Source organism: Amycolatopsis sp. WAC 01376, assembly GCF_003947415.1.
In the GTDB taxonomy this organism is placed as follows: domain Bacteria; phylum Actinomycetota; class Actinomycetes; order Mycobacteriales; family Pseudonocardiaceae; genus Amycolatopsis.
On sequence record NZ_QHKL01000004.1, the window covers coordinates 218,011 to 243,613 of the forward strand.

Here is a 25,603-nt window from a genome sequence, read left to right on the forward strand (position 1 = left end):
CCCTCAAGGAGGCCTTCACGGAACGAAGCGGGTCAGGACTCCATGGCCTTGACTAGCGAAGCGGGACGGAGGTCGGTCCAGTTGGTCTCGACGTACTCGAGGCACTCCGGACGCGAGGCCGGGCCGAACTTCGTGGTCCAGCCCGCCGGGACCTCGACGAACTCGGGCCACAGGCTGTGCTGGCCCTCGTCGTTGACCAGCACGAGGTACGTGCCGTCGGGGTTCTCGAACGGGTTCGTCATTCCTTGTTCTCCTTCTGTACAGCCGGTGAATCAGCCCGGCGGGTGAGCGCGTCGAGCGCGAGGAACCAGCCCTCCGCCAGTTCCCGCACCGACTCTTCGGTCAGCACGGCCTCCGGCCACGACCAGTGTGCGGCCAGTTCGGGGCCGCCGGGGCGGTCCTCGGCCAGGACGTTGATCGTCAGCGCGTGCGAGACGGGCATCCCGTCGTCCGCGCCGAGTTCGGCGGCTTCGGCCTCCGCCGCGTACGACCAGTCGGTCGCCTCGGGGACGCCGATCCGGCCCAGGTAGTTGAACTCGATCTGCGGCTTCGCGAACTCGGCGAGTTCGGGACCGGTGCGCGGGTCGAGGTACCGGAGCAGACCGTGCCCGATGCCGCCGTCCGGCAGCCCGTCGAGGTGTGCCCGGACCCGCTCGAGCGCGATACCGGCGGCGGCTCCGCCCGCGAACGCGTCGTCCAGGTCGAGGTCGCCGAGGTCGAGACATACCGGGACGACGGTGGTGAACCAGCCGACCGTCCGCGAAAGATCCGCACCACGGGCGAGTTCCTCCTCGCGGCCGTGGCCCTCGACGTCGACCAGCACCGCCTGCCCCCCGTCCCGGCGCCACCGGGTGACGGCGAGCGCGAGGCCGGTGAGCAGGACGTCGTTGATGGTCGCACGGGACAGGAGCGGGGCCGTCCGCTCGGCGGGCAGGGTCAGCGACACCTTCTTCACGGTTCCCTGCACGTCCCGCGCGGGGTCGAGCGGCCGGTCCAGCGGGAGCGGATCCCCGCCGCCCAGCACGGACTTCCACCGGCCTAGTTCGCCCTCCCGGTCCTGTGTGGACAGTACTTCCGACCATCGCCGGAACGAAGTGTCCACTGGGGACGGTTCGGGCGTCCGGCCGAGAGCGACCGCGTCCCACGCGGAAGCGAGATCCGGTAACAGGATCCGCCAAGAGACACCGTCGACCGCCAGGTGATGGATCATCAGCAGCAACCGGCCCGATCCCGACGATCCCGCGTCGAACCACGTCGCGCTCACCATCACGCCTGCGTCCGGGTCGAGCCTCGCGCGAGTCGGCTCCGCATGTCGCTCGATCAGAGCGAACAGATCACCTTCGACCTCGACGCGTTCGACGCGGACGTCAACGGATTCGGCCACGCGGAGCGCCCAGCCGTCCACCGACCGGTCGAGCCGCGCGCGCAGCATGTCGTGCCGTGCGACGACGGCGCCGAGCACGGCCTTCAGCTGCTCACCGGTCATCCCGGACGGCGTCTGGAGCAACGCCGCCTGGTGATAGCCGTCGATCGGCCCGCCCAGTTCGCGCAGCGCGTGCATGATCGGCGTCGGCACGATGACGTCGTCGGCCGCCAGGCTCTCGGCGACCTCGGCCAGCGCCGCGACGGTCCGGCGCGCGAACACCTCGTGCGGCGTGATTTTCAGCCCGGCCGCGCGAGCCCGGCTGACCAGCCGCATCGCGACGATGCTGTCCCCGCCGAGAGCGAAGAAGTCGTCGTCGGCGCCGAGTTCCGGCACGTCGAGCACTTCCGCGAAGAGCCCGCACAACGTCTTCTCCAGCGGGGTCTCCGGCGCCCTGCCACCGGCCAGCTCCGAGTAGTCCGGCGCGGGCAGCGCCTTGCGGTCCAGTTTCCCGTTGGACAACACGGGAAGCGCGTCGAGCGCGACGAACGCCGCCGGGACCATGTACTCCGGCAACGTCTCGGCCGCGAACCGCCGCAGGTCCGCGTGATCCACAGTGGACACCACGTAGGCCACCAGCTGCTTGAGCCGCGGGCGATCCTCACGCACGAGGACGACGGCCTGCGCGACGTCGTCGTGCCGCTCGAGCACGGCTTCGATCTCGCCCGGTTCGACCCGGAAGCCGCGGATCTTCGCCTGGTCGTCGGCGCGGCCGCCGAAGTCCAGCCGACCGTCCGCGGTCCACCGGGCGAGGTCGCCGGTGCGGTACATCCGGGCGCCCGGCGGGCCGAACGGATCCGCCACGAACCGCTCCGACGTCAGCGCCGCCCGCCCGAGGTAGCCCCTGGCGAGACCGGAGCCGGCGAGGTACAGCTCGCCGGTGACCCCTGGCGGCACCGGCCGCAGCGCCGCGTCCAGCACGTAGGCGCGGGTGTTCGCGACCGGACGGCCGACCAGCGGCTTCTCACTGTCACCGATCCGCGCGACCAACGCGTCCACTGTGGACTCCGTCGGCCCGTAGAGGTTGAAGGCCTCGGTGCCGTCCAAAGTGGCCAGACGGCGCCACAGGCTCTCGGGCACCGCCTCGCCGCCGACACCGATCACGGCCAGCGGGCATCGGTCGCCGTCGAGCAGTCCGGCTTCCGCCATCTGTGCGAAGAACGACGGCGTGACCTCGATGAAGTCGAAGCCGTCCCGGGAGATCATCGCGGCCAGGAGCTCCGGATCACGCCGGGTCTTCTCGTCCACGATGTGCACGGCGTGCCCGTCGAGCAGCCACAGCTGCGGCTGCCACGAGGCGTCGAAGGAGAACGACCACGCGTGCCCGACCCGCAGGTGCGGTTTGCCGGTGGCCTCGACCGCGGGCCGGTGCAGCGTCGCGCGATGGCTGTGGAACAGGTTCACCACACCGCGATGCGGGACGACGACCCCCTTGGGCGTCCCCGTCGAACCCGACGTGTAGATCACGTACGCCGGATGCTCCGGACTGAGCGGCCGGACCCGGTCCCGATCGGTCAGGTCGTGCGCCTGCCGGTCCTCGGTGACGAGCGCGCACAGCGCCAGCGTCTCGATCTCGGTCCGGGGCAACGACTCCAGCAGCTCGGGTTCGGTCAGGATCACCTTGGGCCGCGCGTCGGCGAGCATCGCGGCCAGCCGTTCGACGGGGTAGTCCGGGTCGAGCGGCAGGTACGCCGCTCCCGTCTTGTGGACCGCGAGGATCGCCAGCAGCACGTCCGCCGAACGCGGCAGCGCCAAGGCGACGAAGTCCTCCGGGCCGATGCCGTGGGCGACCAGCGCCCTGGCGAGCCGGTTGGCGCGTTCGTTCAGCTCGGTGAAGGTCAAGGCGACCTCACCGGACACCACCGCCGTCGCGCCGGGCGAACGCCGGACCTGCGCTTCGAACAAACCGGCCACAGTGGACGGTTCGACGGCGAGCGCCGTCCCGTTCCACTCGCGGACGATCAGGTCGAGGTCGGCCTCGGTCAGGATGTCGACCCTGCCGACCGGGGCGTCCACATCGGACACCATGGCGGCGAGCACCCGCTCCATCGCGGCCGGAAGCCGTTCCGGCAGGCCCGCGTCGAACAGGTCGGAGCGGTACTCGGCCGTGAGCTTCAGCCGCGCGCCGGGCTCCACCGCCCAGGTGAGCGGATAGTGCGTCGAGTCCTCGTGGCGCACGATCTCCCCGCGCAGCCCGGCACCGGTTTCGTCCTCGTCCGCGCCCGGGTAGCTCTCGAACACCATCAGCGTGTCGAAAAGCTCCCCCAGCCCGGCGCCACGCTGGATGTCGGCGAGCCCGAAGTGCTGGTGCGCCAGCAATGCGGACTGTCCGTCCTGGACCCGGTCGAGGAGTGCACCCAGCTTCTCGGCCGGGTCGAGCACGATCCGCACCGGGATCGTGTTGATGAACAGGCCGAGCATCCGCTCGACCCCGGCCAGTTCCGGCGGGCGGCCGGCGACCGTCGCGCCGAACACGACGTCCGATCGGCCGGTCAGCCTGCCGAGCACGATGCTCCACGCCGTCTGGACCAGCGTGTTCAGCGTCAGACCACGCGAGCGGGCCAGGCCGGCCAGTGCCTCGGTCGCCTGCTCCGGCAGTTCCAGCGACAACCGCTCCGGCAGAGCCGGGATCCGCTGCGGGTCCTGCGGGACGAAGTGCGTCGGCTCGGTGAGCCCGTCGAGTGCCTGCCGCCAAGCGGCTTCCGCCGCCTCCCGGTCCTGCTCCGCGAGCCAGCCGAGATGGTCGCGGTACTGCCGTGACGGCGCCGCGTCGGCACCGGCGTAGAGCTGGGACAGCTCGGCGAACAGTTGCGGGACCGACCAGCCGTCGAGCAGGACGTGCTGGTGGGTGAACACCAGCCGGTGCCGACCGTCCGGCAAGGCCAGGAGCAGGAACCGCAGCAGTGGCGCGGCCGCCGGATCGAAGCGGCGGCGGTCATGTGCCATCTCCGTTTCGAAATCGCCCGCCGAGTCCACGAAACGCCAAGGAACCGTGACCGAACGCGCCACCAGCGCGACCGGACGACCGGAGGCGAGATAGCGGTAGCCGGTGCGCAAGACGGCGTGCCGGTCCACGAGGGACTGAGCGGCCTCGCGCAGCCGCACCGGATCGAGCGGGCCGTTGAGATCGAAGGACACCTGGACGGTGTAGACGTCGGGTCCGTCGCCGTCCATCGTCGCGTGGAAGAGCAACCCTGCCTGCAACGGCGTCAGCGGCCACACCTCGGCCGTGTCCGGCGCGACGTCGAGGATCTCGGCGCGTTCGCCCGCTTCGAGCTCCACCAAGTGCTTGCGGTTCGCCGGTGCGGGCGCGTCGAGCCGCACCGAACTGACCTCGGCCAGCGCCGCGACGGTCCGATGCCGGAAGACGTCACGCGGGCTGAGCAGCAGCCCGGCGCTCCGCACCCGGCCGACCAGCTGCATCGCGACGATGCTGTCACCGCCGAGGCGGAAGAAGTCGTCGTGGACGCCGACCTTCTCCAGCCCGAGCACACCGGCGACAAGCGACGCCAGCAGTTCTTCGCGCGGAGTGCGCGGGGCGTCGCCGGTGACCGCGACGGCGAAGTCCGGCGCGGGCAGCGCCTTGCGGTCGAGCTTCCCGTTGGGTGTCAACGGGAACTCGTCCAGCACCACGAACGCCGACGGCACCATGTACTCCGGCAAAGCGGCCTCGGCCAGCCGCCGGGTCTCTTCGACGTCGGCCGCGCCGGTCAGGTAGGCGACGAGCCTGCCCTCCCGCAGGACAACCCGTGCGGAGAGCACGGACTCGATCTCGCCCAGCTCGATCCGGAACCCGCGCAGCTTGACCTGATCGTCGGCGCGGCCGAGGTACTCGAGCGCGCCGTCGGCACGCCATCGCGCGAGGTCGCCCGTGCGGTACATGCGCTCCCCCGCGGCGAACGGGTTCGCCACGAACCGCTCGGCGGTCAGCCCGGCCCGGCCGAGGTAGCCGCGCGCGAGTTGCGCACCCGCGAGGTACAGCTCGCCGGCCACGCCCGGCGGAACCGGCCGGAGCCTGGCGTCCAGTACGTGGACGCGGGTGTTCCACACCGGACGTCCAATGGGGACGGTGTCATCGACGACCTCCCACGAGGTCACGTCCACCGAAGCCTCGGTCGGCCCGTAGAGGTTGTGCAGCAGGACGCCGGCTCGGGCCGCCAGTTCCGGCGGCAGCGCCTCGCCACTGCACAGGACCCGGCGGACGCCGTGCCATCCCGGCTCTTCGGCGAGGAACGCTTCCAGCATCGACGGGACGAAGTGCAGGGTCGTGATCCGCTGGTCCCGGATCAGCGCTTCGAGATACGCCGGATCGCGGTGGCCGTCCGGTTTGGCGACCACCAGTGTGGCGCCGGTGATGAGCGGCCAGAAGAACTCCCACACCGACACATCGAAACTCGACGGCGTCTTCTGCAACACCCGATCATCCGCCGCCAGACCGTACTCGTCCTGCATCCACAACAACCGGTTCACGATGCCGGAATGCGGCACCACCACACCCTTAGGACGACCCGTCGAACCCGACGTATAGATCACATACGCCCGAGACGACGGATCCACGACACGGCCCAGATTTTCTCCGGAGTAGCCATCAACGTCAGGCAACGTATCAAGCACTACCGTGGGTGACGCGTCTGCGAGCATGAACGCCAGCCGGTCGGCCGGATAATCCGTGTCGAGCGGCAGATACGCCGCCCCAGCCTTGTGCACGGAGTACAGCGCGACGACCAGATCGATCGACCTCGGCAGCGACACCGCCACCACCGACTCCGCACCCACACCCTGCTCGGCCAACCATCGCGCCAGCCGATTCGCCCGTGCGTTGAACTCGGCGTACGAGAGTTCCGAGCCTTCGAACACCACGGCGGAAGCGTCCGGAGTCCGCGCCACCTGCGCCTCGAACAACTCCGGCAACGTCACCGGCGGAACGTCGTGCGCGGTGTCGTTCCAACGCTCGAGCAGCGTGCGTTCGTCCTCGCCGAGGATGTCGAGTTCGCCGAGCGGGATCGCCGGATCGGCGGCCACCTGGTCCAGAACGGCGACCAGCCGCCGCGCGATCGATTCGGCCGTGGCGTGGTCGAACAGGTCGGCGCTGTACTCGATCGCGCCCGAGATCCCGTCGCTGTTCTCCAGGAATCCGAATTCGAGATCGAACTTCGCGACGCCCTGTGCGAAGTCCTCCTGAACCGCACGAAGACCGGGCAGTTCCAGCCCCTCGCCCGATTCGGGCAGGTAGACCACCATCACCTGGAACAACGGGTGCCTGGCCAGTGAGCGTTCCGGGTTGACCGCGTCGACCAGGCGCTCGAACGGCAGATCCTGGTGTTCGAAGGCGGCGAGGTCCGTCGCGCGCACCCGGGCGAGCAGGTCGCCGAACGCCGGGTCGCCCGACAGGTCGGTGCGCAGCACGAGCGAGTTCACGAAGAAGCCGATCAGCGGCTCCAGCCGTTCGTCGACGCGGCCGGAACTCGGCGCGCCGAGGGGGATGTCGTCCCCGGCCCCGAGCCGGTGCAGCAGTGCCGCGACCGCGGCCTGTGCCAGCATGAACATGCTGACGTCGTGCCGCCGGGCGACCGCACGCAGGCGCTCGGTGAGCCCGCCGTCGATCGGGAAGGTGACGAGACCGCCGCGGTGGCTCGACTCGGCCGGCCGGGGCCGGTCCGAAGGCAGAGCCAGTTCGTCGGGCAGGTCGGCCAGTGCTTCCTGCCAGAACTCGAGGTGCCCGGAGGCCGTCGAGGCGAGCAGTTCGCGTTGCCACAAGGCGTAGTCTGCGTACTGGACCGGAAGTTCCGTCCACTGTGGAGCGACTCCGGCCAGACGCGCCTCGTAGGTCGTCGCGAGGTCGGCCATCAGCGGTCCCTGTGACCACTCGTCCGTCGCCACGTGATGGATCACCAGCAGGAGGACGTGTTCCCGAGCGGACACGGTGAAGACCGTGGCCCGGATCGGGAGTTCCGCGTCGAGGGCGAATCCGCGGCCGGCTTCGGCGGACAACTGCGTGGGGAGGTCACCCGCGTCCTCGAAGCGGACCTCCGGACGTGCGTCGGCCAAGATCCGCTGCGCCGCGACGCCTCCCTCCTCGGCGAACACGGTCCGCAGCGGTTCGTGCCGCTCGACGAGGTCGCCGATCGCCGCGCGCAGCGCCTCCGTGTCCAGCTCGCCGTGCAGACGCCAGGCGAGCGGGATGTTGTAGGTGGGCGTGACCCCTTCGAGCTGGTACAGGAACCACAACCGTTGCTGCGCGGGCGAAAGCGGCAAGACTTCCGGACGGTTCCCGGCGCTCAAGGCCGGCCGGTCCGAGGGGTCGGTAAGCCGTTCCGCCAGCGCCGCGACGGTGGGGGCGTCGAAGACGTCGCGGACCGACACGGTGGCGTCCAGTGCGGCCGAGATCCGGCTGACCAGGCGCATCACCAGCAGCGAATGCCCGCCGAGCGCGAAGAACCCGTCATCGATCCCGACCTGTTCCACGCCGAGCACATCGGCGAACAACGCGCACAGGGCTTCTTCCCTGGCGTTCCGCGGTGCACGGCCTTCGGCGGCCGCGAACTCGGGAGCTGGGAGTGCTTTGCGGTCGAGTTTGCCGTTCGGGGTCAGCGGGATCTCGTCGAGCACGACGAACGCCGACGGCACCATGTGCTCCGGAAGCTTCGTCGCCACTGCCTCACGAAGCCCGTCCACGGCCCCGACGACGTAGGCCACCAACCGGTCTTCCCTGGCGACGACCACGGCACGCGTGACGGATCCGGACGCGGTCAGCGCCGCTTCGACCTCACCGAGTTCGACCCGGAAACCGCGGATCTTGACCTGGTCGTCGACCCGGCCCAGGAATTCGAGGACGCCGTCGGCGGACCAGCGCGCGAGGTCCCCGGTGCGGTACATGCGCTCCCCCGGGCCGCCGAACGGGTCGGCGACGAACCGCTCGGCGGTCAACCCCGGCCTGGCCAGGTACCCGCGAGCGAGCTGCACACCGGCGAGGTAGAGCTCACCGGGGACACCCGGCGGGACCGGGTTCAGCCGTGCGTCCAGCACGTACGTCCGCGTATTCCACACCGGACGTCCGATCGGGACGGAGGGTGTCGTCTCGGCGTCGGCCCGCCACGCCGTCACGTCGACGGACGCTTCGGTCGGGCCGTAGAGGTTGTACAGCGGGACATCCACGCGAGCGGCCAGTTCGGACGGCAGCGCCTCGCCACTGCAAATCACCCGCCGCAATCCCGCGCACTCCGCCGTTTCCAGGAACAGCGCGAGCATCGACGGGACGAAGTGGACGGTGGTGATCCCGGCGGTACGGATCAGCTCCGCGAGGTACGCCGGGTCTTTGTGTCCCTCGGGTTTGGCGACCACCAGCGTCGCTCCGGTGATGAGCGGCCAGAAGAACTCCCACACCGACACATCGAAACTCGACGGCGTCTTCTGCAACACCCGATCATCCGCCGCCAGACCGTACTCGTCCTGCATCCACAACAACCGGTTCACGATGCCGGAGTGCGGTACCACGACACCCTTAGGACGACCGGTCGAACCCGACGTGTAGATCACATACGCCGGAAACGACGGATCCACGACGCGACCCAAGTTCTCAACGGAGTAGCCATCGAGATCAGGCAAAGTATCGAGAACCACGGCGGGCGACGCGTCGTCGAGCATGAACGCCAGCCGGTCGGCCGGGTAGTCCGTGTCGAGCGGCAGATACGCCGCCCCAGCCTTGTGCACGGAGTACAGCGCGACGACCAGATCGATCGACCTCGGCAGCGACACCGCCACCACCGACTCCGCACCCACGCCCCGCTCGACCAGCCACCGTGCCAGCCGATTCGCGCGCGCGTTGAACTCCGCGTACGAAAGCTCAGTGCCTTCGAACACCACGGCAAGAGCGTCCGGTGTCCGCGCCACCTGCGCCTCGAACAGCACCGGCAGGGTCGCGACCGAGACCTCACGAGCCGTGCGGTTCCACTCGGTCACCCGCGCGAGCTCATCACCGACGAGGACGTCGAGCGCCGCGACGGACCGGTCCGGTTCGGCCGTGACCTGCTCCAGCAGCGAAGTGAGGCGGGTGAGCAGCCGCTCGGCCGTCGACTCGTCGGCGAGATCCTCGGCGTATTCCAGCATCAGCGTGGCGGTGTCCCCGCCGTCGACCATCGTGAAGTGCAGGTCGAACTTCGCCATACCGGTGTCCATCTCGAACCACTCGGCGGGCAGCCCGAGCACGTCGTGCGCGTCGCTCTGCCGGTGGTAGCCCACCATCACCTGGAACAGCGGGTTGCGGCCCGTCACCCGGGGCGGGTTCAGCTCCTCCACGACACGCTCGAACGGCAGGTCGCCGTGCGAGAACGCGGCGAGATCCGCCTCGCGCACCCTGTCGAGCAGCGCGGCGAACGTCGGCTCGCCGGACAGGTCGGTCCGCAACACCAGCGTGTTCACGAAGAATCCGACGAGCTGCTCCAGCCGTTCGTCAGTTCGTCCCGCGATCGGGGCGCCGAGCGGGATGTCGTCCCCGGCGCCGGTCCGGTGCAGCAGTGCGGCCACCGCCGTTTGGAGCACCATGAACGGGCTCGCCCCGGCTTTCGCCGCCAGGTCCCGCACGGCGGCCGACAGCTCGCCGGACAGCCGGGACTTGACCTTCCCGCCCCGTCCGGTCGGCCGGAGCGGACGCGGGCGGTCCAGCGGCAGCGTGAGCTCGTCCGGCGCACCGTCCAAGGATCCGGCCCAGAAGGCGATCTGGGCGGCGCCGCGCTGGTCGAGGAAGTCCTTCTGCCACAAGGAGAAGTCTGCGTACTGCACCAGAAGGTCCGTCCACACGGGACTCGCGCCGCCGAGCCGGGCTTCATACGCCGAGGTCAGGTCGCCCAGGAACGGACGGTCGGACCATTCGTCGGTCGCGCTGTGGTGCAGGACCAGCGAGATCACGTGGTCGCCGTCGCCGAGGCGCAGCACCCTCAGCCGGACCGGGATTTCCCGTGCCAGGTCGAACGGTGTCCGCGAGAGCTCGGCGATGCGGACCGCCAACCCGGCTTCATCGCACTCCTCCACGGCGAACGGGATCTCGGGCGCGTCGAGAACGCGCTGGTAGGGCTCCCCGTCGTGCTCGATGAACACGGTCCGCAGGACTTCGTGCCTGCCGAGGACGTCGCCCAGCGCCAGCCGAAGTGACTCGAGATCAAGGTCGCCCCGCAACCGGAAGGTCAGCGGGAAGTTGTACGCGACCGCGTTCGCTTCCATCCGGTCGACCAGCCAAAGGCTGCGCTGGGCCGCCGAAAGCGGGACGCGTTCGGGGCGCTCGGCGCGGACCACCGCCGGCCGCGCCGGTTCGCCGGCACCCGCGCGAGCGGCCAGCTCGGCCACCGTCGGCGCCTCGAACAGGTCACGGATGGCCAGTTCCGCGCCGAGTTCGGTCCTGGCGCGGCTGATCAACCGGGTGGCGAGCAGCGAATGCCCGCCGAGGTCGAAGAAGTTGTCCTCGACGCCGACCCCGTCCAGTCCGAGGACCTCGGCGAAGAGCGCGCACAGCGTCTCTTCTTCGGCGGTCTCGGCCGGGCGGCTTTCGGCGAGCCGCACCGTCTGATCGGCGTCCGGGAGCGCCCGCGTGTTGAGCTTGCCGTTGTCGGTCAGCGGCAGCGCGCCCAGCGTGACGAACGCGGCCGGGACCATGTAGTCCGGCAGTTCCGTCTTGAGCCGATCGCGCAGGCGTTGCACCAGTTCGCCGCCACCGCGGGCCGCGGTCGGGCTCGTGGCGTACTTGGCCAGGTTCGTGCCGACCGAAACGGGCTGATGCACACCGGTCACCAGCGAGTCCGACTGTCCCTTGTGGACGAACACCGCTTCGAAAGCTCCGTCGGCCGACCAGGTGCAGTACACCCGGAACCCGAGCCGGTCACCGAGTTCGTGCACATCCTCCGGTTCGACACCGTCATGGCCACGGAACAACGCGAGGACGTCGATGAGCGGAGCACCGGCGTCCAGGGCGCGTGTCGCCTCGACCTCCGGAGCCTGCCGGGCGTCCGGGATCCGGCTCACGCGCAACGTTTCCGCACCGGAGAGCCGCGCTTCCAGGGCCGAGAGGGAGCCCACCTCGTCCCAGAACAGACGTGGCGCTTGGGCGACCGAAAGGGTCGTGGCGGGTGCCTTGACCAGGACCGCGTCGTAGCGGTACCGGCTCAGCTCGTTGTGCAGCCGGGCCCGTTTGATCCGGACCTGCGCGGCGACATCCGGAAGCCGCCGCGCGAGCGCGGTGAAGTAGTCCGGGTCGATCAGCAGTTCCTTCTCCAGCGCGGCACCGCGTTCGATCGCACGCCGCACGTGGGCGACATCGGAGGTCGCGTCGGCGCGGGTGAGCTGGATGGCGGTGTGGAAGGCACGGGCGAGGCGCAGGTTCCGGACGTCGCCGACGAACAGCGCGCCGCCGGGCGCGAGCAGGCCGATCGCCTTCGTGATGACGTCGGTCAGGTAGTCGACGCTCGGGAAGTACTGGATGACGGAGTTGATCACGATGGTGTCGAACCGGCCGCCGGGCAGGCCGTCGAACACGTGCGCCGGCTGGGCGCGCAGGTTCACCTTGGCCGCCAGCTCCGGATCCCGTTCCAGCTCGCGGTTCAGCTTCGCGATCACCGGCGCGGCGAGGTCGGTGCCCCAGTACTCCCGCGCCATCGGGGCGATCTGCCCCATCAGCAGACCGGTGCCGACGCCGATCTCCAGCACTCGTTCCGGCTTCAGTTCGGCGATCCGGTCGACGGTCGCCTGCCGCCATTCCCGCATGTGCTCCAGCGGGATCGGATCACCGTCGTAGCTGGAATCCCAGCCCGCGAAGTCCTCGGTGAACAGGGCCGTCGGGATCTCGGTGTACTCGTCCGAGTAGATCTGCTGCCATTCGCCGACCTGGTCGGCCTCCGCCTCGGCCCGCGCGTCCCCGCTCAGCTCGGCAGGGACGACGTAGCCGATGAGCCGCTGCAGGCCGGGCGCCGACGGGTCGGGCCGCGCGAGGACGGCGGCCTGCGCGACCTCGGGGTACCGGCTGAGCGCGGTCTCGATCTCGCCGAGTTCGACGCGATAGCCGCGGATCTTGACCTGGTCGTCGGTGCGGCCGAGGAAGTCGATGTTCCCGTCCGGACGGCGGCGCACCAGGTCACCGGTGCGGTACATGCGCCCGCCCCCTGGCACGAACGGGTCGGCGACGAACCGCTCGGCGGTCAGGCCGGGACGGCCGAGGTAGCCGCGGGCCAGCCCCTCACCCGCGATGTAGAGCTCGCCCGCGACCCCGTCCCGGACCGGCCGGAGCCAGGCGTCGACGATGTAGGCGCGGGTGTTCCAGATCGGTTTGCCGACGGTCGGGGTGTCGCTGTCGGTCGTGCCGCCGCCGAGCGTGTTGATCGTGTACTCGGTGGGGCCGTACAGGTTGTAGCCGTAGGTCCCGTCGGTGTCCCGCAGCCGGTTCCACACCGACTCCGACACCGCCTCGCCGCCGAGCAGCACGAGCGCGGGCCGGTGTCCTTCCAGCAGCCCTTCCTCGATCAGCAGATGGGCGTACGTCGGCGTCACGTTGACGACGTCGACCTCGTGCTCGTCGCAGTACGCCACGAGCCCCCGCGCGTCCCGCCGCAGTTCCTCGTCGCAGACGTGGACCTCGTGCCCTTCGACGAGCCACAGCAGCTCTTCCCAGGACATGTCGAAGGCGAACGACACGGTGTGCGCGATCCGCAGCCGCCGTCCGCCCGCCGACGCGATGGCCGGGGCGAAGATGGCGCCCTGGTGGTTGAGCTGCATGTTCGTCAGGCCGCGGTACGGCGCGACGACGCCCTTGGGTTTGCCCGTGGAGCCCGAGGTGTAGATGACGTACGCCGGATGCTCCATGCGGTCCGCACGGCCGCGCGGGAACAGCGGGCGTTCGGCGTCGGAGATCGGGCCGCCGCCGAACGCCCTGTCTTCGTGGTCGTCGACGAGGACCCGCGGCGTGGCGCCGGGAAGTGTCGCCGAGACGTCCTTTGTGGACACGAGGCACAGCGGCCTCGCGTCCTCCAGCATCATCGCGAGCCGGTCGGCCGGGTAGTCGAGTTCCAGCGGCAGGTACGCCGCGCCGGTGCGCAGCACGGCGAACAGCGCGACGACCATGTCGATCGACCGCGGCAGGCCGAGCGCGATCACCTGCTCCGGCGCGGCCCCCTTCGCCAGCAGCAACCGGGCCATCCGGTTGATGCGCGCGTCGAGTTCCGCGTACGTCAGACGTTCTTCGCCGAACACCAAGGCGATCGAGTCCGGCGTTCGTTCCGCTTGAACCGCCAGCAGGTCGGCGATCGTGTCCTCGATGACCGGGTGCTCGGCCTCGGCCCAGCCTGCTTCCAGCGCCGCACGATCCTCAGTGGACACCGTGGCCAGCGCGCCGACCGGTTTCGCCGGGTCGTCGACGATCTGCTCGACCAGTGAGGTGAACCGGCCCAAGACCGACGCGGCCTCGTCCGAGTCGATGACGTCGTCCCGATAGGACAGCGTGATCCGGATTTCCTCGCCCGGCGTGACCACCAGGGTCAGCGGGTAGTGCGTGGCGTCGATGTTGAGCAGGCCGGTGATGCCGTGCCGGTGGCGGAGTCCGTCGCGCCGTTCGTCACCGTCGGCGTTGCGCAGCACGAAGAGCGTGTCGAACAGCACGCGGTGCCCGGCCTCCCGCTGCAGGACACCGAGGCTCATGAACTCGTACGGGGTCAGGTCCATCCGCTCGGACTGCAAGCGCCGCACCAGGTCCAGAACCGACTCGGCCGCGTCGAGCCGCACCCGGGTCGGCACGGTGTTGAGGAACAGGCCGATGGTGTTCTCGATGTCGGGCACCGCCGCGGGCCTGCCCGCGACCGCGGCGCCGAACACGACGTCGTGCCGCCCGGTCATCGTCGAGAGGACCAGGCCCCAGGCCGCGTTGAGCACGGAGTTGACGGTCAGGCCGTGCCGCCTGGCCTGCTCACGCAGTGCGCGGCCCAGGTCGGCCGGGAGCACGGTGTCCAGGTTGACCGGCGTGGCGGGGACCAGATCCCGGCCCTCCGGACCGACGACGGTCGGCTCCGCCAGCCCGGACAGCGCCTCGCGCCACGCTCCCGTGGCGGCCTCGATGTCCTGGCGGTCGAGCCAGCGCAGGAAGTCCACATAGGACCCTGCTGCGGGCAGCGTGCGGTCGTCCCCGCCGAGGTCGTACAGCGCGAACAGCTGCTCGATGAAGAGCCAGGCGGACCAGCCGTCCCAGAGCAGCAGATGCCGGTTCAGCACCACCCGGTCGCGCCCGTCCCCGAGCCGGACCAGCTTCAGGCGGAACAGCGGTGGGGTGCCGAGGTCGAACCGCGTCGCGCGGTCCTCGGCCATCAGTTCGTCGAGCCGCTCCCGCCGCTCGTCTTCGGGCAGCGCCGAAAGGTCCACTTCGGACACGGGCGGCTCGACGTCGGCCGCCACGAACTGGACGGGCCCTCGTAGTCCCTCGCTGGTGAAACCGGCGCCGAGACTCGGGATCCGGCGGAGCAGCGCGGACACCGCCGAGCGCAACTTGCCGGCATCCAGGCGGTGATCGAAGTCGATCGCCTCCTGGATCGTGTAGATGTCGACGCGGTCGGAGTTGTAGCTGGAGTGGAAGAACAGGCCTTCCTGGAGCGGGGACAGCGGCCAGACGTCGGCGACCGGCAGCGGGCTGAACCGCTCGACGCGCGCGATCTCCTCCTGCGTCAGCGACACCAGTTCGAGGTCGGACGGCGTGAGCCCCACCGGCACGTCCGCGTCCACCGCCGCGAGCTCGCGCAAGGCGGCGACCCAGCGGTCCGCGAGCGTTCCGGCCGGGCCGGCGAACGTCGCCGTCAACCTCGGCCCGTCCTCGGTCTCCTCGCAGGCGACGCCGATCCGCAGGACGTGGTCACCCGCTGGGGGCACCGCCGCGTGCCCGGCGACCTGCCACTCCCCCGCGCCGGCCGGGATCCGGCCGTCGTAGCGCAGGGCGATCCGCGGCTTCGCGAGCCCGGCGAGCAGCGGCCCGGTCTGGGCGTTGAGGTAACGCAGCGGACCGTAGCCCTGAGGCGTCTTCCGGACCGTCTCCTTGACGGCCTTGAGCATCGCGAGCGGTCCGCCGGTCGCGGTGATCCGCACCGGGCGGACCGACGTCAACGCGCCGACAGTGTCCCCCGCGTCCACGCGTCCGTGAAGGTCGACGAGGAGATCGCCATCGACGGCGGCCTTCAACGCCGTCAGAAGAACGTCGGTCACGTCTCCGTGCACAGTGGACGGCAGCGAGTCGACGAGCATCCGGGTGTCCTCGATGGACAGCGTGACACGGCGTTCGGCGACGTCACCGGAAATCTCGGCGGAGCCGGGCGCCAAGGTCTCGGCCCAGTGCTCGATTTCGCCGAGCAGCGCCGGATCCTGTGCGCTTTCGGTGATCCGGCGGGCGATGGTCCGCAGCGAACTCCTCACCGGCGTGAACACCGGCGGATGGCCGCCGGTCACGGCTTGCCAGGCGATCGCGAGATCGGCTGCCAGCGTTGTCCAGCTCCGGGCGTCCAGCAGTGCGGGATGCGCCACCAGGAGCAACCTGCCCGGCTCGTCGAACCAGACGGCCTGCAACAGGTTGTCCGTGAGCCTGCCCACGGCGTCCCCGTACTCGTCGTCGAGCGTCCCCGCCCCGTGACGAAGCAGATCGGTCGCCTGAACCGTCCCTTGTGGACGGATTTCGAGCGACCACAGCACCGATGCGACCTTCGACAGTTCGAGCCGCAGACCGTCGTGGCGGTCGAGGACGAGTTGCAGGGCCGCGGCGAGGGTCGCGACGTCGGCGCCGGTCGGCAGGGTCAGCAGTACCGACTCCGGCTGAACCGCGTCACCGAGGTCCCGCAACCGAAGCATTTCGGGCAGAAGAGAGAGCGCGCCGACACCGTCGGCGTCGGCCTCCGGCTCGACCGGCGTCGCCGAAGCGGCGAGCGCGGCCGGGGTCCGGAGCTCGAAAACGTCCTTGGGGCTCAGTTCGAACCCGGCCCGCCGGGCGCGGCTCGACACAGCGATCGACGAGATGCTGTCGCCGCCCAACAGGAAGAAGTCGCCGTGGGCGCCGACGGTGTTCAGGCCGAGGACGTCCGCGAAGATCCGCGCCAAGGCGCGTTCCTGGTCGTTCTCAGGCGCGGCAGCGGGCACGCCGACTTCGGGCGCGGGCAAGGCGCGGACGTCGAGCTTTCCACTGGGGGTCAACGGGAACTCGTCGAGGACGACGAACGCCCGCGGGACCATCGGGGCGGGCAAGGCCTCGCTGACGGCGGCCCGTAGCCGTTCCGGATCCGCGCCACCGGCGACGTAGCCGACAAGCGCGCCGTCCTTCGCCACCACCGTGGCGGCCGTGACCTTCGGCTGCGCGGCGAGCACGGCTTCGATCTCGCCGAGTTCGATCCGGTTACCGCGGATCTTCACCTGACGGTCGGTGCGACCGAGGTACTCGATCTCGCCATCGGCACGGCGGCGGACCAGGTCACCGGTCCGGTACAGCCGCTGCCCCGGTTCGCCGAACGGGTCGGCGACGAAGCGTTCGGCGGTCAGGCCCGGCCGCCCGTGGTAGCCGCGGGCCAGCTGGACACCGGCGAGGTACAGCTCGCCCGCCACGCCGTCGGGCACCGGGCGGAGGCAGCCGTCGAGGACGTGCACCCGCGTGTTCCACACCGGACGTCCGATGGGGACGGACGCGCCTTGGAAACCCGTGGCATCGAAGAAGGTCACGTCCACTGCGGCCTCGGTCGGGCCGTAGAGGTTGTGCAGCGGGACGCCGGTGAGCGAGCGCCAGCGCGCGGCGATCTCGCCGGTCAGCGCCTCGCCGCTGGAGAACACCTGACGCAACGAGCCCAGGTCGCCGGTCACCTCGTCGCTGCCCAGGAACGCGGCGAGCATGGACGGGACGAAATGCAGGGTGGTGATCTCCCGTTCCCGGATCACCCTGGCGAGATACGCCGGGTCGCGGTGGCCGTCCGGTTCGGCCAGCACCACCGTCGCGCCTTCGCACAGCGCCCAGAAGAATTCCCAGACGGACACGTCGAAACTCGACGGCGTCTTCTGCAGCACCCGGTCCGAGGCCGTGAGGCGGTACTCGTGCTGCATCCACGCGAGCCGGTTGACGATCGCGCGATGCGTGACGGCCACGCCCTTCGGCCGCCCTGTCGAGCCGGAGGTGTAGATCAGGTATGCGGTGTTGTCCGGCCCGGCGGCCACACCCGGGACATCGTCGACGGGTTCGCCGGTCACGGAAACCTGTGTCAGCCCGGCGACGGCAGGAATCCGCGCGGCTGTCTCTGGTTCGGAGAGCACGAGCCGCGCACCCGAATCGGCCAGCATGTACTCGAGCCGGTCGGCCGGGTAGTCCAGGTCGATCGGCAGGTACGCGGCCCCGGCCTTCAGGACACCCAGCAGGGCGACCATCAGCTCGGCCGACCTCGGCACGGCGACGGCGACGACCTCTTCGGGACCGGCGCCCAGGGAACGCAGCCGGCGGGCCAGGTTCTCCGCCTGGGCGTCGAGGTCCGCATAGGACAGTTCGGTGTCCTTGAACAGCACGGCCGTCGCGGACGGTGTCCTGACCGCCTGCTCGGCGATGGCCTCGGCCAGCGTGCGCTCGGGCACCGGATGCGAGGTCGCGTTGAGTTCGGCCAAACGTCCGCGTTCGGCGGGTGAGAGGAGGTCGAGGGCGGCGACCGGCAGGCCCGGGTTCGCGGTCAGCGTCTCCAGCAGCCGGGCGAACCGCTCGGCGAGCTGCCCGGCCGCGACGGCGTCGATCCGGGCGGCGTCGAATTTGAGGCTGAACCCCAGGTCTTCCCCCGGTGTCGCGATCACCGCGACCGGGAAGTGCACCGCGTCGGTGACCTCGACGCCGGTGAGGCGCACGGGTCCGGACGCGCGCTCGTCGTCACGCGGGAAGTTCTCGACGACCACGAGGGTGTCGAACAGTTCTTCCTGCCCGGCACCGGCGATCCGCTGCAGTTCGCCGAGGCCGAGATGCTGGTGCTCCAGCAAGGCCGCTTGCTCGTCCTGCAACCGCCGCAGCACGGTGGCGACGGTTTCGGACGCGGACCAGCGCAGCCGCACCGGCACCGTGTTGATGTACAGGCCGACCGCCGACTCGAGACCGGCGGCACCGCTGTCGCGGCCGGAGACCGTGCTGCCGAACAGCACGTCGTCCCGGCCAGTGAGCCCGCCGAGCAGGAGTCCCCAGGCGCCGTGCAGGACGGTGCCGAGGGTGAGCCCGTGCGCGCGTGCCATGGCGGACAACTCCGCCGTCGCCCGCTCGCCGAGGCTCAGGTGCAGCCGCGACGGTCGTCGCCCGGCCGTGTCCCGGCCTTCGATCAGCCGGGTGGGTTCGTCCACTCCGGACAACGCCGCACGCCAGGCTTCGCGCGCAGCCTCGTGATCGCGTGCCGCGAGCCGCCGCAGGTGGTCCGTGCGAGTGCCGGGTTCCGGGAGCGGAGTGCCCTTTCCCGCCAGCAGTTCGCGGAGCAGCACCACGACCGACCAGCCGTCGGCGATGATGTGGTGGAACGTGAGCGCCAGCTTGGCGCGATCTTCCCCGAGCCGCGTGAAGGTCGCCCGCAGCAACGGCGGCCGGGCGAAGTCGAAACGGCGCGCGCGGTCGGCCTCGAAGGCTTCCGCGGCGTCATCGGCGGCCACCTCGCGCCAGGGCAGTTCGGCGTGCCGGGTCACCGTCTGGACCACCTGACCGCCGTCGAGCTGCCGGAAACCCGACCGCAGCGACGAGTACCGGTCCAGCAGCGCCTGGGCCGATCGGCGCAGCGCGTCGGCGTCGACGTCCCCTTCGAGGTCGAGCACCTCCTGCACCGTGTAGATGTCGGCGGCCGTGCCGCCTTCGAACTCCGCGTGGAAGAAGAACCCTTCCTGCAACGGCGTGACCGGCAGGACGTCGGCGTATTCGGCGAGCGCCGCGCGTTCGGCGCCGGTCAGCGCCAGCAGCGGCCGCTCGTCCACAGTGGACTCGACAGACACGGCTTCCGCGCAGGCGGCGAGCGCCTCGGGAGTCCGGTGCTGGAACACCTGGCGCGGCGTGATGGCGAGGCCGTGTTCCGCCGCGCCCAGCACCAGCCGGATCGACAGGATACTGTCGCCGCCGAGGGAGAAGAAGTCGTCATCCGCGCCTGCCGACTCCAGCCCGAGGACCCCCGCGACGACGTCGCACAGGATCCGTTCCCGCTCGGTGCGCGGCGCGCGGCCGGTGGCGGCGGCGCCGAAGTCGGGCAGGGGCAGCGAGGTGCGGTCCAGTTTGCCGTTCGGCATGATCGGCAGCCGGTCGAGTTCCACGAACGCCGACGGCACCATGTAGTGCGGCAGCGCCGATTCCGCGTGGCTCCGCAACTCCTTGAGCAGCGACGGCGACCCGTCCGCCTCCGGGACGACATACGCCACCAGACGCCGGTCCCCCGGTTTGACCTCGCGCGGCACGACGGCGATCCGGTCGACCCCGGCGTATCCGGCGAGCGCGGACTCGATCTCCCCCGGCTCGATCCGGAACCCGCGGATCTTGACCTGATGGTCGGTGCGGCCGAGGAAGTCCAGGTTCCCGTCCGCGCGCCAGCGGACACGGTCACCGGTGCGGTACATGCGCTCGCCGCCGCCGGCGAAGGGATCCGCGACGAACCGTTCCGCCGTCAGTCCCGGACGTCCGGCGTATCCCCGCGCGAGACCGCGTCCGCCGACGTACAACTCCCCTTCGACGCCGACCGGGACCGGCCGCAGCGCGGTGTCGAGGACGTAGCAGCGGGTGTTCGGGTCCGGTCCGCCGATCGGGATGGGCCCGGTCCAGCCCGGCTCGGCCGCCCACAACGTCGAGTTCACCGTCACCTCGGTCAGCCCGTATGCGGCGACGACGTTCAGGTCTTCCGCCCAGCGCGCGATCAGGTCCGGCGGGACGGTCTCGGTGCCGACGATCAGCACCGCGCCCTTCGGCAGTTCACACTCCGGCGGCAGTGCCGCGACCAGCGACGGCGGCAGGATCATGTGCGTCGCCGCGTTGCCGGCGATGTAGCCGGTCAGTTCGACGCCCGCGACCCGGCGGTGCGACGGCACCACGATCAGCGTTCCGCCGACGCACAGCGACATGACCAGATCCCAGACCGTCACGTCGAATCCGGTCGAGGCGAACTGCACCACCCGGCTGTCCTCGCCGATGCCGATCCGTTCGGTCGCCGTGCTGATCAGGCTGCCGATCCCGTCGTGCGACAGGACCACGCCCTTCGGCTTCCCCGTCGAGCCCGACGTGTAGATGACGTACGCGGCCTGGTTCAGCGAGATCCCGCTCACGTCCACAGTGGACGCGTCCAGTGCGGCGAGTTCGGCGATGATCGCCGGATCGTCGAGAAGGACCCGTTCGGCGTCCACACCGGACGGCAGCTGCGTGGATTCGTCCTTTGTGGACACGACAATTCTCGCGCCCGCGTGGAGGAGCATGTACGCGAGTCGATCCTCGGGATGGTCGAGGTCGAGCGGGAGATACGCGGCCCCGGCCTTCATGACGGCGAGGAGCACGACGATGAGATCGGCCGAGCGCGGCATCGCCACGGCGACGACGTCCTCGTCACCGACGCCGCGTCGCCGCAGCAGCCGGGCGAGACGGTTGGCTGCGGCGTCGACCTCGGCGTAGGTCAGCCGGACATCCTCGCAGACGACGGCCTCGGCCTCCGGTTTCCGTGCCACGACCCGGTCGAACGCCTCGGGCCAGGACACCTCCGGCGAGTCCGCGACCGCGGTCCCGAGCTCCAGCACCCCGGCCCGTTCCTCCGCCGACAGCAGGTCGATCACGGCCAGCGGCAGGTCCGGGCCCGCCACCAGGGCGTCCAGCACCGCGGCGAACCGGCGGCGGTGCTCGGCGAGTTCGTCGTCGGACGAGACATTCGCGTCCGCGTCGAAGTCGAAGCGCAGCCCTCGGCCCTCGCCCGCGTCGTAAACGGCGATGGCGACGTCGCTGATCGGGCCGAGTTCGAGGTTGTGCACGGTGGCGCTCGCGTCGCCGAACGCGAGTTCGCCGTCCACGGCCATGTAGTTCACGCTCAGCCCGACGAGTTCGTGCACCCCGCCGCTCGCGCCGAGTTCGCGGGCGAGGTCCTCACCACGGTACCGGCTGTGCTCCAGCAGCGCGGAGACCTTCTCCGCGACCTGGGCGACCAGCCGCGCCGGCGTCGTCTCGGGCCGCACGGTCAGCCGCAGCGGCAGGACGTTGGACACCATGCCCGGCTGCTCGCGCAGGGCGCGGGTGGTGCGCGCGGTGACCGGCAGGCCGAGGACGAGGTCTTCGGCACCGGTCATCCGATGGGCGTAGGCCGCCACCGCGGCGATCGCGACGCGGGACAGCCTCGTTCCGGCGTCGAGCGCGAACTTCCGCACCGTCCCGGCCTCCGCCGCGGGCAGCTCCCACGAATGCCGTCGCAGCCGGATCTGCCCGGACGACGCGCGCCCGAGCAGCCGCACCGGGTTCGGCCTGCCCGCGAGTTCGCCGAGCCAGTAGGCGCGGTCGGCCCGCCCTTCATGGTCGGCCTCGACGAATCCCGAGAGCGGCCAGGAAACCTCGTCGGCGGTACCCGAATAGAGCTCCGCCGCGCGGCGGGTCAGGACGGCCTGCCCATACGCGTCCATCACCAGATGGTGGTAGCGCTGGAACCAGCGGACCCGGTCCGCGGCCAGCACCAGCAGCGTGTGCGCGGTCAGCGGCCCCCGGGCGAGATCGGCGACCACGGCCAGTTCGGCCCGCGCCCACTCGTCGGCCGCCCGCTCCGGATCCGGTTCGCCGGTGAAGTCGAGGACGGCGACCTCACCAGGAGCGGCCGGACGCTGGACCGGCGTGTCGCCTTCCAGCCCGACCGTGACGTGCAGGCACTCCGCCTCCGCGACCGCCCGCCGAACGGCCTCACCCAGCCGGGCGATGTCGACGTCGCCGCGAAGCTCCGTGACCCAGCCGATCGTGTAAACCGGGTCGGCCGGGTCGAGCTGCTGGGCGAGCCAGATCCCCTGCTGTGCCGGGGTCAGGGGAAAGCCGCGGTTCATCGGGGTGCCTCCACCGTTCAAGAGCGTGAAACGTCGTACAGCGGGTCAGGCGGGCCCGGAACCGCTGACCGCGTACTCGGGCCGGGACACGTCGGCGGCTCGCCTGTCCACAATGGACTGGAGGATCTCCCCGACCCGGACCGCGGTGTTGGACAGCAGCGACGACGTGATGCCGTGCGTGTGCTCCGTGCCGCCCTGCAGGTAGATCCCGCCGTCCAGCGGCGGTTCGGTGACGATCCGGTAGTCGCGTTCGACGCGGAGCCTTCCCTCGTCGTCACGCTTGCAGGCGGAGGCGAGCTCACCGAGCAACGGCGTCGGGTCCGCCGGGCTGTACCCGGTGGCGTACACGACGAAATCGGCGACGAGCCTGGTCCGCTCCCCGGTCTCCAGCGCCTCGATGGTGACCCGCACTTCGGAGCCGGTGTCGGTGACCTCGGTGGGACGGGAGACGTTGATCAGCTTCAGCCGTTCGATCCCCTGCACCTTCTCGCGGTAGACGCGGCGATACAGCTCGTCGATGAGTTCGATGTCGACCGCCGAATAGTTGGTCGCGCCGTGGTAGCGCATCAGGCGCTCCTTGACCGCTTCCGGCGCCTCGTAGAACCGTCCGACCGCCTCGGGGTCGAAGATGCGGTTGGCGAACGCGCTGTCGTCGGCCGGGCTGTAGCCGTACCGCGCGAACACCGCGCACACCTCGGCCCGGGGGAAGCGGTCGTGCAGCAGCGCGCTGACCTCGGCCGCGCTCTGGCCTGCGCCGACGACGACGAACCGGCGCGGCTCTTCGGCGGCCATGCCTTCGAGCCGGTGCAGCAGTTCGCTGTTGTGCCAGATCCGTGTGCCCGGTGTCACACCTTCGGGGAGGTTCGGCCGCAGCCCGGTGCTCATCACCAGATTGCGGGCGCGCAGGTTCACCAGTTCACCGTCGGTGCGGGCGTGGACGTCGAAGAACACGATCTCGTCGCCGTCGAAGACCGGCGTCACCGAAAGTACTTCAGTGCCGTAGGAAACCAGGTCGTCGACCTTTTCCGCCGCCCATTCGAAGTAGTCGTGGAACTCGATCCGCAACGGGAACAGGTTCTTGTGGTTGATGAAGTCGACCAGCCGGTCCTTGCTGTGCAGATACGACAGGAAGCTGAACGAACTCGTCGGGTTCCGCATCGTCGCCAGGTCCTTGAGGAAGGAGACCTGCATCGTCGCGTTGTCGATCAACATCCCGCGATGCCAGCCGAACCGGGGCTGCCGCTCGAGGAAGTGGGCGGTGACCGTCTCCGTTCCGGACGCGCCGTTGTGCTCGGTGACGGCGATGGCGAGCGCCAGGTTGGAAGGCCCGAACCCGACCCCGACCACGTCGTAGACCGGAACCCGTTCACCGACCACTGCTCGTGCCATCTTGAACCCCTAGCGCGGCTCAGCCGCATCTCGGTACTTCGCAACAAAGACCAGGGAACCCTAACCTAAGTTAGGTGAGGCTCAACTAGTACTTTCAGTGGTGATGTTCATCCCTCGACCAGGAGGAGGCCGGTCCCATGCGGGTCGCCATGTTCGGATACCAGACCTGGGGACACCGCACCCTGCGGGCGTTGATCGACGCGGGGCACGATGTCGCCCTCGTCGTCACCCACCCGAAGAGTGACCACGCCTACGAGAAAATCTGGTCCGACTCGGTCGCGGACCTCGCCGAGGCCAACGGGATCCGCGCGCTGCTGCGCCAGCGTCCCGACGACGCCGAACTGCTGGCGGAGCTGAAGGAAGCCGATCTCGACCTGATCGTCGCCAACAACTGGCGCACCTGGCTGCCGCCCGAGATCTTCGAGATGCCACGCCACGGCACGCTGAACGTCCACGACTCGCTGCTGCCCGCGTACGCCGGCTTCTCGCCGCTGATCTGGGCGCTCATCAACGGCGAGAAGGAAGTGGGCCTGACCGCCCACATGATGGACGGCGACCTCGACGCGGGCGACATCGTGCTGCAGCGGTCGGTCCAGGTCGGCCCGAAGGACACGACGACGGATCTCTTCCACCGGACGGTCGACCTCATCGCCCCGATCACCACCGAGGCGATCGAGCTCATCGCGAGCGGGGACTACACACCGGTCAAACAGGACAGGTCGAAGGCCAGCTTCTTCCACAAGCGCGCCCTCGAAGACAGTCTCATCGACTGGTCCTGGCCCGCCGACGAGATCGAGCGGCTGGTGCGCGCGCAGTCCGACCCGTACCCCAACGCCTTCACCTACCACCGTGGCAAGCAACTGCGCGTCATCCGCTCCTCGGTGTCGGTGGGTCACTACGGCGGAACCCCCGGGCGGATCTTCATCCGTGAGGGTGAAGGTGTCGTCATCGTCGCCGGACCCGAAGCGCGCCGCGGCCGTTCGCACGGTCTCGTCATCGAGCGGGTCCGGACCGAGGACGGCACCGAACTGGCCGCGAACGACTACTTCCGCACCATGGGCGGATACCTCACCACCCGGCCCTGAGGGCGTCGGGTCTCGCGAGTGGTTCGGGTCGTCAGAGCCCCGACCTTTCTTTTGCCGGTGCGCGGCCGGCGATCTCGCGTGACTGGATGGACGACACACGTGTTGGAATGGACGACACGCGTGACTGGGCGGACGACTCGCCCCGGCACCCGGCAGCGCGGGTGTCGTCCATCCAGACACGCGTGTCGTCCATCTGATCACGCGCGCCGTCCACTCAGTCACGCGAACCCGCCGGTCGGGCACCAGGAGACCACCACTTCCCCAGTACATGAAGGACCCCTTCCTTGCGCCTACGTCAGGGCCCCGGCAAAGTCGAGACCTTGCAGGTCAGGCGACTATTCCTGCACTGTCGCGGGGCCGCATGCGCCGGTGGTGGAGCTTGATTCTGGACGCCGGCGGGGCTTCAGTGTCCACAAGGGACACCGCCGGGCGATTGCGTGTCCGATTGATGCTGCTATGTGCGGTTCTGCGGGGGGTCGTGAGTGGCAATGAGGGTTAGAACAACAAAAATCACTCACGACCCAATCGCGAAACCGTGCAAGTCACCCAAATCGGGCACGCCTGTCTCGTAAAGAGTCCCTTGTGGACAGTCAAGAGCCGGGTGAGGCTCCTTGCGGGAACCCGCTCCTGTCGGGTCCACCGCGACACGTTCGCCTGTCCCGCTCCAGCGGCGGAGCCG

Annotated in this window: 4 protein-coding genes; 1 reads left to right on the plus strand and 3 read right to left on the minus strand. The window is 70.0% G+C overall.

Translation table 11 applies throughout. The features are described from left to right. Positions 1-32: 32 nt before the first annotated feature. The 3 genes from DMH03_RS23845 to DMH03_RS23855 are packed head-to-tail and all read right to left on the minus strand — an operon-like array spanning position 33 to position 23,839. Complete coding sequence (locus tag DMH03_RS23845) at positions 33-242, minus strand: MbtH family protein (RefSeq protein ID WP_007029404.1); 210 nt, start codon at positions 240-242, stop codon at positions 33-35. Beyond that, complete coding sequence (locus tag DMH03_RS23850; protein WP_125794232.1) at positions 239-22,450, minus strand: non-ribosomal peptide synthase/polyketide synthase; 22,212 nt, start codon at positions 22,448-22,450, stop codon at positions 239-241. Before DMH03_RS23850 ends, DMH03_RS23845 begins: the two co-directional genes overlap by 4 nt. Before the next feature lie 45 nt (positions 22,451-22,495). After that, the gene (locus DMH03_RS23855; protein ID WP_125794233.1) at positions 22,496-23,839 is read right to left on the minus strand and encodes a lysine N(6)-hydroxylase/L-ornithine N(5)-oxygenase family protein; all 1,344 of its coding nucleotides are present in this window, start codon (positions 23,837-23,839) and stop codon (positions 22,496-22,498) included. A gap of 137 nt (positions 23,840-23,976) precedes the next feature. Here DMH03_RS23855 and DMH03_RS23860 point away from each other — a divergent pair, with 137 nt between their 5' ends. Then, positions 23,977-24,924, plus strand: coding sequence for a methionyl-tRNA formyltransferase (locus DMH03_RS23860; protein ID WP_125794234.1), 948 nt, complete (start codon positions 23,977-23,979; stop codon positions 24,922-24,924). The last annotated feature ends 679 nt before the right edge of the window (positions 24,925-25,603 follow it).